At 39.2% G+C, this 13,539-nt stretch carries 14 protein-coding genes; 10 read left to right on the top strand and 4 right to left on the bottom strand.

Annotated elements, in window-relative coordinates; translation table 11 throughout:
- The first annotated feature begins 19 nt into the window (after positions 1-19).
- Genes AC1RJ8_RS18955 through AC1RJ8_RS18940 form a run of 4 tightly spaced genes read left to right on the top strand, consistent with a single transcriptional unit; the run spans position 20 to position 4,086 of the window.
- The gene (locus AC1RJ8_RS18955; protein WP_492955236.1) at positions 20-1,189 is read left to right on the top strand and encodes a 3-dehydroquinate synthase; all 1,170 of its coding nucleotides are present in this window, start codon (positions 20-22) and stop codon (positions 1,187-1,189) included.
- Positions 1,190-1,192: 3 nt separating this feature from the next.
- Positions 1,193-2,404, top strand: coding sequence for a metabolite traffic protein EboE (gene eboE, locus AC1RJ8_RS18950; protein WP_492955182.1), 1,212 nt, complete (start codon positions 1,193-1,195; stop codon positions 2,402-2,404).
- A 3-nt stretch (positions 2,405-2,407) separates the two neighbouring features.
- The gene (locus AC1RJ8_RS18945) at positions 2,408-3,757 is read left to right on the top strand and encodes an alkaline phosphatase family protein (protein ID WP_492955183.1); all 1,350 of its coding nucleotides are present in this window, start codon (positions 2,408-2,410) and stop codon (positions 3,755-3,757) included.
- A 20-nt stretch (positions 3,758-3,777) separates the two neighbouring features.
- Positions 3,778-4,086: a hypothetical protein gene (locus AC1RJ8_RS18940; protein ID WP_492955184.1), complete on the top strand. Its 309-nt coding sequence runs from the start codon at positions 3,778-3,780 to the stop codon at positions 4,084-4,086.
- A gap of 339 nt (positions 4,087-4,425) precedes the next feature.
- Here AC1RJ8_RS18940 and AC1RJ8_RS18935 read toward each other — a convergent pair whose 3' ends face one another.
- The 3 genes from AC1RJ8_RS18935 to fucP all read right to left on the bottom strand — a co-directional run bounded on the left by AC1RJ8_RS18935 (position 4,426) and on the right by fucP (position 8,307).
- Positions 4,426-5,208: an L-fucose dehydrogenase gene (locus AC1RJ8_RS18935; protein ID WP_492955185.1), complete on the bottom strand. Its 783-nt coding sequence runs from the start codon at positions 5,206-5,208 to the stop codon at positions 4,426-4,428.
- 143 nt (positions 5,209-5,351) lie between these two features.
- On the bottom strand, positions 5,352-6,989 hold the full coding sequence (locus AC1RJ8_RS18930; RefSeq protein ID WP_492955186.1) for a UxaA family hydrolase: 1,638 nt from the start codon (positions 6,987-6,989) through the stop codon (positions 5,352-5,354).
- On the bottom strand, positions 6,964-8,307 hold the full coding sequence (fucP, locus tag AC1RJ8_RS18925; RefSeq protein ID WP_492955187.1) for an L-fucose:H+ symporter permease: 1,344 nt from the start codon (positions 8,305-8,307) through the stop codon (positions 6,964-6,966). The genes AC1RJ8_RS18930 and fucP overlap by 26 nt, the downstream gene beginning before the upstream one ends.
- Positions 8,308-8,483: 176 nt before the next feature.
- Between fucP and AC1RJ8_RS18920 the strand changes: the two genes are divergently transcribed.
- Both AC1RJ8_RS18920 and AC1RJ8_RS18915 read left to right on the top strand, forming a co-directional pair.
- Positions 8,484-9,353 (top strand): AraC family transcriptional regulator, encoded by an 870-nt coding sequence (locus AC1RJ8_RS18920; protein ID WP_492955188.1) that lies wholly within the window; start codon positions 8,484-8,486, stop codon positions 9,351-9,353.
- Between the two features lie 223 nt (positions 9,354-9,576).
- Positions 9,577-9,789 (top strand): hypothetical protein, encoded by a 213-nt coding sequence (locus AC1RJ8_RS18915; RefSeq protein ID WP_057932979.1) that lies wholly within the window; start codon positions 9,577-9,579, stop codon positions 9,787-9,789.
- 398 nt (positions 9,790-10,187) lie between these two features.
- Here the strand turns inward: AC1RJ8_RS18915 and AC1RJ8_RS18910 are convergent, their stop codons facing one another.
- The gene (locus tag AC1RJ8_RS18910; RefSeq protein WP_492955189.1) at positions 10,188-11,147 is read right to left on the bottom strand and encodes a GlxA family transcriptional regulator; all 960 of its coding nucleotides are present in this window, start codon (positions 11,145-11,147) and stop codon (positions 10,188-10,190) included.
- A gap of 134 nt (positions 11,148-11,281) precedes the next feature.
- Between AC1RJ8_RS18910 and AC1RJ8_RS18905 the strand changes: the two genes are divergently transcribed.
- From AC1RJ8_RS18905 to AC1RJ8_RS18890, 4 genes are read left to right on the top strand one after another with little or no spacing between them, the layout of a single operon-like run.
- Positions 11,282-11,776 (top strand): DinB family protein, encoded by a 495-nt coding sequence (locus AC1RJ8_RS18905; protein ID WP_492955190.1) that lies wholly within the window; start codon positions 11,282-11,284, stop codon positions 11,774-11,776.
- 3 nt (positions 11,777-11,779) lie between these two features.
- Complete coding sequence (locus AC1RJ8_RS18900) at positions 11,780-12,286, top strand: DinB family protein (protein WP_492955191.1); 507 nt, start codon at positions 11,780-11,782, stop codon at positions 12,284-12,286.
- A gap of 15 nt (positions 12,287-12,301) precedes the next feature.
- A complete protein-coding gene (locus AC1RJ8_RS18895; protein WP_492955192.1) occupies positions 12,302-12,721 on the top strand; it encodes a hypothetical protein in 420 nt (139 codons plus the stop codon).
- Positions 12,711-13,100, top strand: coding sequence for a DUF1801 domain-containing protein (locus AC1RJ8_RS18890; RefSeq protein WP_492955193.1), 390 nt, complete (start codon positions 12,711-12,713; stop codon positions 13,098-13,100). The genes AC1RJ8_RS18895 and AC1RJ8_RS18890 overlap by 11 nt, the downstream gene beginning before the upstream one ends.
- The last annotated feature ends 439 nt before the right edge of the window (positions 13,101-13,539 follow it).

Below are 13,539 nucleotides of genomic sequence, written 5' to 3'. Positions count from 1 at the left end.
ATCAAACACACATTCTCAAATTGACATGGAACATTTACATCAATCCTTTACGGTACAATATAATTATAATGTTTTCTTTACTTCATCGCTTTTTATGCCTGAAAACGAACTGTTAAACAGTTTTTTGGTTAACTTAAATCCGGCTGTTGCAGTAAAGAAAATCTTGTTTGTAATTGATGAAGGTGTAGCAAATGCACACAAAGAGCTTAATAACCAGATTAAAGCCTATTTTGCAAAATACCCTCAAACGCAACTGGTTCAGGATATCCTGATCATACCAGGGGGCGAACAGGTGAAAAATGATACCAGATATTTTGATCAGGTGTTGGATGCCATCAATATTCATGGGATCGACAGGCATTCGTTTGTTGCTGCCATTGGTGGTGGCGCTGTACTCGATATGGTAGGCTATGCAGCTACGGTTGCGCACCGTGGGATCAAACACATCAGGATTCCAAGTACTGTGCTTTCGCAGAACGATTCGGGGGTAGGCGTGAAAAATGGAATTAATTATTTCAATAAAAAGAACTTTTTAGGCACTTTTTCACCGCCGGTTGCTGTTTTTAACGATGAGGTATTTTTAAGCACTTTATCTGATCGCGATTGGCGCTCCGGTATTGCCGAAGCAATTAAAGTGGCACTGATTAAAGACCGTGAGTTTTTTGAGTGGCTGGAAGCGAATGCTGCTGCGCTTGCACAACGGGATATAACAGCGATGAACTACCAGATCTGGAAATGCGCAAAACTCCATCTGGAGCATATCCGCAGTGCGGATCCTTTTGAAAACGGTTCGGCCCGACCATTGGATTTTGGCCACTGGAGCGCACACAAACTAGAATACCTGACAAATTTTGAAGTGCGGCATGGTGAGGCCGTTGCCATGGGAATCGCTTTGGATACTGTATATTCTAATTTATCGGGCAAAATCGGTAATGAGGATGCACAAAGGGTAATCACGCTGATTCAGCAACTTGGTTTCGAATTAACGCATCCCTTGTTACAGGTTACCGAAGGCAATAGCCCAATTTTGCAGGGACTAGAAGAATTTAGGGAGCATCTTGGTGGAGAACTGACCATCACCTTGCTTACTGGCCTGGGCAGTGGAGAGGAAGTTCATGAAATTGATGCCGACATTTTAAAACAAGCTGCCGACATTTTAAATAACCAAACTGCTATTATTCAACATTAAGCTATGAAATTAACTTCCGGACATTTAACCTTCTGTACCAATATTTATGCAGGCGAAAACTGGATGGCACATTTTGCCGTGTTGAAAGATAGTTTTCCGGTATTGAAAGCGCAATTGTCGCCAGAGGCACCAATGGGTATAGGTTTGCGCCTTTCCAATCTCGCCAGTATCGAATTATTGGAAGAAAATCACCTGGAAATATTTAAGCAGTGGCTTGAGCAGGAAGGCGGATATGTTTTTACCATGAACGGATTTCCATATGGCGGTTTTCATCATACCAGGGTTAAAGATCAGGTTCATGCACCCGATTGGACGACGAGAGATCGCGTTGAATATACACTCCGTTTAGCAGAAATTCTTTCGCAGTTACTCCCTGAAGGTATGGATGGAGGCATTTCAACCTCGCCACTGAGCTACAAACCTTGGTTTAAGGATGCCTTGGAAAGAGAAAAAGCTACAGTTACTGCAAGTACACATGTTTTGGAAGTTGCCGGAGGTTTAGCGAAAATATATAGAAAAACAGATAAACTCATCCATCTCGATATCGAACCAGAACCCGATGGTTTTCTCGAATCAGGCCCCGAATTTATAAACTGGTTTGAAAACGAACTTTTACCGATTGGAAAAACCTATTTTGCAGCGCAATCAGAGTTAAATGCGATCGATGTAGAAGATTTGATTAAAAAACATATCCGTTTGTGTTATGATGTTTGTCATTTTGCAATCGGTTATGAACCCCATACAGCCATCATCAATGAACTGCAGGAGAAAGGCATTCAGATTGGAAAAATCCAGATCAGTGCCGCACTGAAAGCCAAATTGCCGGCATCTGTTTCAGAAAGAACAGCCGTGTTGGATCAATTAGGCCGTTTTGATGAGCCTACTTATCTGCATCAGGTAATTGCACGAAAAAATGATGGCTCGCTGCTGCGTTACCCCGACCTTGCTGATGCATTGGCAGCGGGCGAAAATCCGACGGTAGAAGAGTGGCGGGCGCATTTTCATGTACCCATTTTTGTTGAAGATATGGGTTTGATCCAATCTACACAATCTGACATCATTGAGGTGTTGAACTTGCAAAAAAACAACCCTTTTACCGCTCATTTAGAAGTAGAAACCTATACCTGGGAAGTTTTGCCAACGGCATTAAAAGCCCCTCTGAACGATTCAATCATCAGAGAACTGGCTTGGGTTAAAAATTTATTAGAAAAATAGAACATGCATAAAACCGTTGTTATCGATATTGTAGCCTTATCTGCATCCGTAATTGGGGCGCATACACCATTTCTTCAGAAATATATTGCCGAAAACCATTTAACAACCATAGAACCTTTATTGCCGGCAGTTACAACAGCCGTGCAGTCGAGTTATCTTACAGGTAAATATCCTTCAGAAAATGGTATTGTAGGTAATGGATGGTACGATCATGCTGATGCTGAAATCAAATTCTGGAAACAGTCTAACAAACTGGTGAATGCCGAAAAAATATGGGATCAGGCAAAAAAGGAAGATCCGGATTTTACCTGTGCCAATATGTTCTGGTGGTACAATATGTACTCAACAGTTGATTTTTCGGTTACACCGCGTCCAAATTACCTTGCCGATGGCCGTAAATTACCCGACTGTTATTCGCAGCCGGCTGAACTACGGGATCATTTACAGGCTAAACTGGGGCAATTCCCCTTGTTTCAGTTCTGGGGGCCTGGCGCAAATATTAAATCAACAAAATGGATTGCAGATGCTTCGATGGAAACTGAAAAGCTGCACAATCCTACGCTTACCTTAATTTATTTGCCGCATTTAGATTATTGCCTGCAAAAGTTCGGGCCTGAACAGGATAAGATCAGTACAGAACTGAAAGAAATTGATCAGGTGGTAGAAGAATTGGTGCGTTTTTACGAAAGCAGGGGGGCGCGCATCATTTTACTTTCCGAATATGGCATTGCGCCTGTAAATAAGCCAATCCACCTTAACCGTTTGTTCAGGGAAAACGGTTTAATTCAGATCCGCGAAGAAAGAGGACTGGAATTACTCGATCCCGGCGCTTCGAAAGCTTTTGTAGTAGCCGACCATCAGGTAGCACATGTTTATATCAACGATAAAAGTGTAACCGGGCAGGTAAAAGCCTTATTGAAAAATGTACCTGATATTGAATTGGTGCTTGATAAGACAGAACAGGAGAAACACCATATTAATCACGAACGTTCTGGTGATCTGGTTCTTACCGCGAAAGAAAACAGCTGGTTTACCTATTATTTCTGGCTTGATGATGCTAAAGCTCCTGATTATGCCAGGGTGGTTGATATCCATAAAAAACCAGGCTACGATCCTGTAGAAATGTTCATGACCTCTAAATTAAGAGCAGGGTATAAACTTTTAAGGAAAAAAGCCGGCTTCCGTTATGTGATGGATGTAATTCCACTCGACGCTACACTGGTTAAAGGATCGCATGGCAGCGTTAATGTAGCCGATCAATTTAAACCTGTTCTGGTTACCTCGAAAGCGGTTGATAAAACCTTATATGCACCTGATGTTTATCAGGTGATATGGGATAGTTTAACCGTTTAGTGAGTATTAAGCCAATTTTAATGTCAAAAAAAATAATCATCCTTATCGTTTTTCTAGGATCATTCCTGGCGATTAATTTATTTATTTTCAAAGGGCATAAAAATGGCTTGATAAATAGCGCGTTCAAAGGCCGAATAGATAGTTTAGAAATCGGAGACAAAGGTATTCCCTCCGTATATGTTAACGGAGAACGGTTCCATTTAACTGTTTTAGGAAGAGAATTTAACAACACCGTTAAAAAAGGAGATTATATCTTGAAAAACCCTGGAGAATCAAAATACAAGATTGTTAGGAAGAATACCAATAGGGTTCTGAATTTCGAATTTTAAATTAGAAATAATTGGGAATATTCCATTGTCCGTGTTTCCATAGCCTGCTTTAAGTTTTTTGCGTCTGTAAGGATGTGGACTGAGGAATTAAATTTGTCAGGTTGAGCCTGTCGAAACCCCATGTAAGGCATTCAAAAACAGGCCCTTCGACAAGCTCAGGATGACATTCTATTTATGATACGAACTTTCTAATCTGTGGTCTTTGTTTCCACAGCCTGCTTTAAGTTTTTTGTGTTTCGGTCTGTGAGGACACAGACCGAGGATTTAGATTGTTCTTTGTTTCAGAGCGTTATCAACTTTCATAACCCGTTTGCTAGAAAGTTGACAACGCTGAACATCTTACAACAGTGCCCTATCCAAGTGTACATAACCACCATCCACATGGATCAGCTGGCCTGTAGTGTGACTCGATTTATCTGATAATAAGAATACAGCCATGCTGGCAATCTCATCCACGCTGGTCATTCTGTTCTCGAAAGGAATTTTATCGGTAATATTCTTCAATTTTTCATCACGGTCTTCAAAAGTGTTGATCCATTTCTCGTATAGCGGCGTCCAGGCTTCGGCTACAATAATCGCATTAACGCGGATGCTGAAAGGCAATAATTCTACTGCCCATTCGCGGGTTAGGGCATTACGGGCACCGTTCGATGCAGCATAACCAGATGTTCCGCCTTGTCCGGTTTCTGCAGTTTTGCTCCCAATATTTAATATCGAACCCTTGCTCTGTTTAAGTGCAGGTAAGGCATGTTTAGCCAAAAGGTAATAATGCACCACGTTTTTATGTAGCGATTCCATGAAACCTTCATAAGTTCCATTTTCGAGACCAACGCCATCGTTAACCCCTGCATTGTTTACTAAGCCATCTATTCTGCCATATTTTGCTAATACCGCATCAACAATGGTTTTGCAACTTTCTGGTGCAGTGAGTTCTGCCGTAAAATAATCTGCTTTTAAGCCTAAATCTGTTATTTCCTGAAGCATTTTCAGGTTATCGCTTTCATTACGGCCAATAATGATGGGGAAAGCATTTTCAATGGACAAAGCTTTTACAATTGCCGCACCAATGCCTTTTGCGCCACCGCTCACCAGGATTATTTTGCCGTCTAAATTTAAATTCATATTTGGTTAATATTTTTGTTTTGTTATTAAAAGCACAGAGAACATAGCGGGGTATTTAGCCTTGCTTCTATAGGTTTCTCTCCCGAAAATTCGGGACTGCGCTTCAGTCGAAATGACGCATCGATTGTCTATCCTCCATGGAATTAAAGGCTCACACCTCTTTTCCAGGGGATAAAATCATCCTGATTAAGCTGTACGGCTTTAGGAATTTCTTCGCCGCTGGCTACTTTAATACAGTATTCCAATATATCTTCGCCCATTTCGTTAATGGTTTTTTCGCCATTAATTACTGCTCCTGTGTCGATATCGATAATATCGCTCATGCGTTTGGCCAGGATCGAGTTGGTAGCCACTTTAATGGTCGGGCAAACCGGATTTCCTGTTGGCGTGCCTAAACCGGTAGTGAATAAAATTAAGGTTGCTCCGGCAGCAGCTTTACCTGTGGTCGCTTCCACATCATTCCCCGGGGTGCATACCAAGCTTAAGCCGGGTTTAGTAGCGGGTTCTGTATAATCTAAAACATCTACAACAGGAGCAGAGCCGGCTTTACGTGCAGCACCCGCCGACTTAATCGCATCGGTAATTAAACCATCTTTAATATTGCCTGGAGAAGGATTCATGTAAAAGCCAGAACCAACTTTATGTGCCAGGTCATCGTATTCTGTCATTAAACGGATGAATTTTTCAGCCGTTGGACGGTCCACAGACCTGTCGATCATTTCCTGCTCTACGCCACAAAGCTCGGGGAACTCGGCCAATAAAACCTTGGCGCCTAAGGCTACCAGTAAATCGGCACAATAACCAACAGCCGGATTGGCTGAAATACCACTAAAACCATCACTACCACCACATTTTACACCCACACACATTTTGCTTAGCGGGGCTGCTGCACGTTCTTGTTTATTAATGAACATCAATCCTTCAAAAGTACTGCGGATTGAATTTTGGATCAATTGCTCTTCGCTTTGTGCTTTTTGCTGCTCGAAAATTAAAAGTGGTTTATCAAAATCAGGATCAAGTGCAAATAAGTCGCGTTTAAAATCTTCTACCTGCAAATGCTGACAGCCCAAACTTAAAACCGTTATACCGGCCACATTGGGGTGATGGGCATAGGCTGCCAATAATTTGCTTAAGGTATCAGCATCCTGACGTGTTCCCCCACAACCTCCGTTATGCGTGAGGAATTTAATTCCATCTATATTTTTAAAGGTGCGGCGGGCTTTATCTACTTTAGGTTCAAAACTAATGTCATTAATGTCTTCTCCGTTTTCAAAGGCCTGAACCAATTTGTGGGTGTAAGATTTATATTTATCATCTACCGCATACCCCAATTCACTATATAGCGATTCTTTAATAATATCCAGATTTCTGTTCTCGCAAAATACAGTCGGGATAAACAACCAGTAGTTAGCCGTACCCACTGCACCGTTTTTACGGTGATAACCATTAAAACTACGGTTGGCATATTTACTCACATCAGGCGCTTCCCATTGGTAATTAACATTGCGATAGGCAAATGGCTCTGCAGCATGTTTGGTGTTCTCTACATTCATCCGCATGCCAGCCTTTACATCAAATTGTACCTTTCCAACCAAAACGCCGTACATCATTACCTCATCGCCTGCTTTCATGTCCTGCATAAAAAATTTATGCTTGGCAGGGATTTCATCAACAGTAACGTAGGTACTCCCTTCATGCACTATTTTGGTGTCTTTAGGTAAATCTTGTAACGCAACCAAAACATTATCAGCATTGTTAATCTTGATGACTAATTTTTTCATTGTCAATTTTATAATCTAAACTAATTTCTTTTTCAATGTGATTGGGTTTCCATCCGTTCCAGCCAAAGTAGAAAACCACTAAAAAGCATATAAATGGTACTAAATAACCATATTGTATATTGTGCGTGGCATCCGAAATCAAACCTAATATCGGCGGTAAAAAGGCACCACCAACAATAGACATCACAATTAACGATGAGCCCAGTTTTGTATCTTTACCCAAACCAGCAATACCCAATGAGAATATGGTTGGGAACATAATTGACATAAAAAAGGCAACACCGATTAAAGCGTAAACGGTAATCATGCCGCTTGCAAAAATAGATACGAGGGTGAGCACAGCACTAATTAATGCATAAAGCATCAAGAGTTTATGGGCCGCTACGTATCTCATGAAGAACGTTCCTGCGAATCGGCCAACCATAAAAGCTAAACCGGCAGCGCCAGCGTACCATTTTGCTGCATCCTGAGTGATGCCGGCCGATGAGGTTACGAAACTGATGAATAAACTCAATACACAAACCTGTGCACCTACATAGAAAAACTGACCGATGATGGCCCAACGCAAATGGCTATGGCCCAATACATGTGCAAAACTGCTTTTTTCCTGGGCATTTTCTTCCTCTTTAATATCGGGCAGCTTAGTGAAAATAAATAATATAGCTACAACAATAATCAGGATACCCAAAATTAAATAAGGCGCTTTTACCGTCGATGCCTCTTCGAGCATATAGGCCTGTTTTTCTAAAGGCAACATTTTCGCTAATTGAGCATCGGTATATTTTACTTCTGTAAAAATAAATTTACCGCCAAGTACCGGTGCTAAAAATGCAGCTAAACCGTTAAAAGACTGAGAGAAATTTAAACGCTGGGTAGCCGTTTCTGGTGGTCCCAATACGGTAACATAAGGATTTGCTGCTGTTTCTAAAAAGGTTAAACCACAGGCGATAATAAAAAGTGCACCTAAGAAAAATATATATTGTGCCGTATTGGCTGCGGGTATAAATAATAAACAGCCGATGGCGAATAAAACTAAGCCTAAAATGATGCCACTTTTATAGCCATACTTGCGCATAATGTAGCCTGCAGGTAGCGCCAATAAAAAATAAGCGATAAAAACTGAAGAATCGACCAGGGTAGATTCGAAAACGTTTAGTTGAAAAGCTTTGCGTAAATGCGGAATTAATACAGGATCGAGATTGTGGACAAAGCCCCAGAAGAAAAAGAGGCTGGTGACTAAAATTAATGGAAATAAATATCCCTTACCATTTTTTGGTGTATCGGATACCTGAAAGTTCGTTGATGGAGTGTGGCTCATGTTTTGTTTGGTTATAATGGTTTAAGCAGGTTCTTTCTGGTTAGTTGTTGTATTACAAATTAAACCCTTAAGCACTAATAAAAATTTAACTTTATAATCTAATTATTAAATGATATTGGCTCAATTTTTTACATTGCAAAATAATTTTGCATATTAGATTGATTTTTTAAGATTTTATGAAACCGCATTTACTTAATGTATCTACTAATTCGGTAGATTCTTTTAGCGCCCGAAGAGACATTATGCCCGATATAAACAATCGTTGGCATTACCACTCTGCATTAGAATTAATCTACGTTAAAAAAGGCAGGGGAACGCAGTTTATTGGCGATAGTATTAAAAATTTTAAGGATGGTGATGTTGTTCTGCTCGGAAGCAATTTGCCACACTACTGGCGATTTGACCCCGAATTTTTTGATGAAACCGCTGGTGAGCCGGTTGATGTTTATGCGATTCATTTTAAGGAAGATTTTTTGGGGAAGGATTTTCTCGATCTTCCCGAAAATCAGGAGCTCAAAAAAGTCTTGCTTCAATCGCGACAGGGAATTCAGTTACTAGGAACTTCAAAAGAGAAAATTGCCGGTTTAATGCCACAGATTATTGAGGCTACAGGCACCATGAGGATTATAAAAATACTCGAGGTATTAACTGAAATAGCCAATTGTGAAGAAAAAAACATATTGGTTTCGTTAGGGTTTAAGCCTAACTTTCTGAAGAACGAAAAAGACAGGATCCAATCTATTTATAACTATACCATCAGCAATTACAAAAATAAAATAGAACTCAAGGAAATTGCTGCAGTAGCTAAAATAAGCCCCAATTCATTCTGTAAATTCTTTAAAACTAAAAGCCGAAAAACTTATACACAGTTTCTGAACGAGATCAGGGTAGGGCAGGCCTGTAAATTATTGATCGAAAATGATCTGACCGTTAAAGAAATCTGCTACGACTGCGGCTTTTATAATTTTACCAGTTTCCATAAATATTTTAGAGAAATAACAGGTAAAACCCCGCTAAAATATCAACAAGCCTTTTCTAAGCAATAAGTATATTCTATGAAGTTTGTTTTTTTTAAAAATATGTCTTCCTAATTATACAGTATTTGCCGTTTTATTTAAAATTTCTGATTAGTTTTGTCTAAACTAAATAGAAAGAGCTGAAGTTTTAACGACTTTTGTCTTTAATCGATTTTAAAAGACAAGAAATGTTAAAACTAATTTTCGATTTATAGGTTTATAGCTTAAGTTTGTATTTCTAACTGAATATTTTATGAGCAATATCTCTAATCCGAAACCGGTGAAAAAGGGCGATAGGATGGACAATGACCATAATAACCTTAATGAGTCTTATACCCCCGGTTCAAAACACAAATTTGAAGGATGGCCGATTTTATGGATATTGATCGCCATATTTTTAATCTCTGCAGTTTTATGGTATACAGGAGCCGCTCCTTACTTAATTAAGTGGATCGCCAATAAATAAATAGCTGTTTTTAGATCGTTTAGTTTGGTCACAACATTTCATTGTCTTTCTGTGAGAAAGTTCAATGTATTAGCTTAAAGGGAGACGTTAATTTTGATGACGGGAAAAGAACTGATTAAAATTTTTCATCATCACTGGGAATCTGCTCAGCGGAGAAATAGCAGTACAACATTAATCCAAAAGAAATAATATAAAATACAGCTGTGATTAAAAGGAATGTGCTCATATAAATAGTTATTTGGTTAGTGTAATTATAACGTTAAGTTATCTTAAATAATGTAGGACGATGCATTTATTTTATATTAATTATTAACATAATTTATTTTAGTGTTGAAAACTATTTATTTAGTTTTTGTGAGTGGTGGTGATTTGCTATTCTGCTGTTCCTCAGATATCTGCTACCTCACCTGAAATTTATCGCGGTATTGAGTGGGCGTCATCCCGACTGATTTTCTGAATACCTTCCTAAATGCTTTTGGATCATTGTAGCCAGAGTTATAAATTACCTCTGTCATTTGCTGGGCAGTTTGCTCTAATAACTTTTTAGCTGCTTCGATACGCGTTTGTTGAAGGTACTCAATAGGGGTAATACCAATCACCTGTTTAAAGCGACGCACAATATTTCTTCTACTGGAAGGAATATCTTTAATCATCTCTTCAATGGTGGCCACGTCCTGATAATTATTTTCAATTTTTTCCTGGGCAGAGGCAACAATATCATCATTGTGATGACGGATAGGCTGGAAGGTACTAAAGTACAATTGGTTTACACGGTCCATATCGATTGCAAAAATCTTCGCCACCTTAATGGCCATATCTTTGCCACAATGAAGCTGTAAAAGGTGCAATAATAAATGAAAAGTAGAGGTTGCTCCACCACTTGTAAATAATTTTCCATCCTGTGTTACTGTTTTATCAGCCTTTAAATGGACCAGGGGAAATGCCATAGAAAAGGCTGAGCAGGCATCAACATGTGTGGTTGCTGCTTTACCATCCAACAGTCCTGATGCTGCAAGTAAAAATGCACCAGTACAAAAAGTAGCAATTTCTGCGCCTGCTGCATGTTGCTTGTTTAACCAGGGGATATAGTTTCGGTTTGCTGCGATGGAATCTTTAATATCGTTGGTTGCAAATGAAGGCACTAAAATAAGATCAAGATGCGCAGCTTTTTGTAAGGGCACACAAGGATGTTCACTAAAATTATAATTTTTATCCTCCAGTGTAATTAAACTAATGTTAAATGGGGTTTCGAGGCCATCTTTCCGATAAAATCCATTAACAGTATCAAATACATCTAAAATAGCCGCTATGCTTAATAATCTGAAATTTTGGGGCAGTAAAACACCTACTTGTATCATTTGGTTAAAAATTTAAGTATCGTAAATATATAAAAATTGTCTGAAATGCCCCTTAAGATTGACTTTTACGGCAACGGTGTTCGGCTAAATTAACAGGTAACTTTATTTCAGCTAATCAATTAATTAATAAACATATGAAAACCACCCCAGCGAGTAGCAGAATGTACAGCTTTATAGTATTGTACGAAATGCAGACAGATTTTTTAGTAAGGGCTTTAGATGGGATAGACCAAAAGGATGCGCAGAAAAGATTGGATACGAAAGCAAACCACATTGCCTGGATTACAGGGAGTGTGGTGCATAGCCGCTATTTTCTGGCCAAATCATTCGGTATCGATCTTCCATCCATAACCGACAATCTTTTTGCCGATAACAAAGGAATTGTGGATGATGCCACTTATCCATTGCTTGAAGATTTTATTAAAGATTGGGTGGCAATTTCTCCAAAGTTACAGGAAGCTTTAACCCAGGCTACTGACGAGAAACTGGAAGAAAAACTCAGCATCCCTGGAATGGAGATCACACTGTTTGAAATGATCAGCTTCAATAGTTATCGGGAAGCCAATTGCATCGGGCAGATTGCCTTATGGCGCAGGTTATTAAACTATCCCGGAATGAATTACATGTAAGTTATGGAAAAGATAATAAAAGAAGCCAGCGAAACTTTGTCGGCGTTAGAAAACAGTTTATTGAAATTTGATACGGCGCAAATTAATATAGTACCATTTAAGGGAAGCTGGACAGCAGGTCAACTGGCTGAACACATGATTTTGGCAAATTCTGGCTTTTTGCAAGTCATAAATGGCCCTGTAACCGAAACAGATAAGCCAGCCGATTTTATGGTAGCGCAAATTAGGAACGACTTTCTAAATTTCAACGTGAAGTACGATTCGCCTAAAGAAATTTATCCTGAAGACAGGGCATATAATCAATCTGAATTATTAAAAAGTTTAAAGCAGATCAGAGATGGGATTTCAACATCTATAACTGATTTGGATTTAACTAAGACCTGCAGCTCCTTTGAATTGCCCGGTTATGGTTTTCTAACCCGCTTAGAGGCTGTTTATTTTGTGATTTATCATACCCAACGACACGTACATCAGTTAAACAAAATTTATAGTGAGCTGGATAACAATTGATTTTTAATTAAATTTATGAGAAATAACAGGTTTAATCTACTAAATCCCTATATCGGCAAATGGAAAACAGAAGGCTTAACAAAATCAGGTGATATTATCAGTGGAACTGATACCTACGAGTGGGTTGATGGTGGTTTTTTCTTAATGCATCAGGTAGACATCACGTTTGGTGATAAAAAGATCCGATCGTTGGAAATTACGCACTATGATGATATGGAGGACGTTTTTAGGTCGCAATCGTTCGATAATGAAGGCAATATTTCAATATCTACCCTTAAAATTTACGATGATATCATTTTGATATTTGCCGATACCGAAAGATTTAAAGGGAATTTTAAAGCCAATACCATAGAAGGAATGTGGGAGCAGTTTGATGGCAAAAATTGGGTACCATGGATGGATATCAAATTAACAAAACTTGCAGATGAGCAATAAAGAGCGCTTGCAGAAAGCCGGTCAGGTTGATGATTACATGGAAAAGCTCGAGCATCCTTTTAAACAGGAAGTGGAGCGGTTACGAAGCATCATACTGAATGCAAATCCTAAACTGCAGGAAAGAGTGAAATGGAATTCGCCAAGTTTTTATTTTGTAAAAGACTTAGCTGCTTTTAACCTTAGGGCCAGCGGATATGTGCAGATCATTTTTATTTTTTACGATGGAAATATGATCGAAGATTCATCTTTACTGCAGGGCGGTTGGAGAGATAGGCGGGAAGCAAGATTTTACAGCATGGATGATATTGAGGCTAAACAACCTGCGCTTGAGCAGTTTGTAAATAACTGGATTAAACTAATCGAAACAAATAATAATTAACTATCCCGAAGGGGAAAAACATTCAAACAATGGCTTTAGAAAAATGTTCTGGGGAGCACTATCGGTATGGCTACCGATATATTTGGCGTTCAATGGATGGTGAATTGCGATTATAATAAATAGTCGGAGCCGGGAGAAAGGAGTCGGAAGTGTAGCGCCCTTACTCCAGGATTTATCGTCTGTATGCTAATCGCAGGTGAGCTAATATAAATTGCAGGTATGGTAATATAAATCGCGGGTGCAATAATATAAATTGCGGGTGCGGTAATATAAATCGCGGGTGTGGTAATATAAATCGCGGGTGCAATAATATAAATCATGGGTAGGGTAATATAAAGATCATGGTTAATAAATTATGGCTATTGACCATAAAACCATCAACCAAAACAGCCTAACTTATTATCACACCCATCTATCAATGCCCAATGTACCAATGGCA

The organism is Pedobacter sp. GW822-FHT03F06, assembly GCF_058801365.1.
Note: the sequence above shows the minus strand (reverse complement) of the source record. Positions and strands in the feature narration are given on the sequence as shown.

Coding starts and splice junctions, on each gene's coding strand:
- AC1RJ8_RS18895 (WP_492955192.1), top strand. CDS start 12,302: ATGAGAAATAACAGGTTTAATCTACTAAATCCCTATATCGGCAAATGG.
- AC1RJ8_RS18900 (WP_492955191.1), top strand. CDS start 11,780: ATGGAAAAGATAATAAAAGAAGCCAGCGAAACTTTGTCGGCGTTAGAA.
- AC1RJ8_RS18940 (WP_492955184.1), top strand. CDS start 3,778: ATGTCAAAAAAAATAATCATCCTTATCGTTTTTCTAGGATCATTCCTG.
- AC1RJ8_RS18945 (WP_492955183.1), top strand. CDS start 2,408: ATGCATAAAACCGTTGTTATCGATATTGTAGCCTTATCTGCATCCGTA.
- AC1RJ8_RS18920 (WP_492955188.1), top strand. CDS start 8,484: ATGAAACCGCATTTACTTAATGTATCTACTAATTCGGTAGATTCTTTT.
- AC1RJ8_RS18915 (WP_057932979.1), top strand. CDS start 9,577: ATGAGCAATATCTCTAATCCGAAACCGGTGAAAAAGGGCGATAGGATG.
- AC1RJ8_RS18910 (WP_492955189.1), bottom strand. CDS start 11,147: ATGATACAAGTAGGTGTTTTACTGCCCCAAAATTTCAGATTATTAAGC.
- AC1RJ8_RS18935 (WP_492955185.1), bottom strand. CDS start 5,208: ATGAATTTAAATTTAGACGGCAAAATAATCCTGGTGAGCGGTGGCGCA.
- fucP (WP_492955187.1), bottom strand. CDS start 8,307: ATGAGCCACACTCCATCAACGAACTTTCAGGTATCCGATACACCAAAA.
- AC1RJ8_RS18930 (WP_492955186.1), bottom strand. CDS start 6,989: ATGAAAAAATTAGTCATCAAGATTAACAATGCTGATAATGTTTTGGTT.
- AC1RJ8_RS18905 (WP_492955190.1), top strand. CDS start 11,282: ATGAAAACCACCCCAGCGAGTAGCAGAATGTACAGCTTTATAGTATTG.
- AC1RJ8_RS18890 (WP_492955193.1), top strand. CDS start 12,711: ATGAGCAATAAAGAGCGCTTGCAGAAAGCCGGTCAGGTTGATGATTAC.
- eboE (WP_492955182.1), top strand. CDS start 1,193: ATGAAATTAACTTCCGGACATTTAACCTTCTGTACCAATATTTATGCA.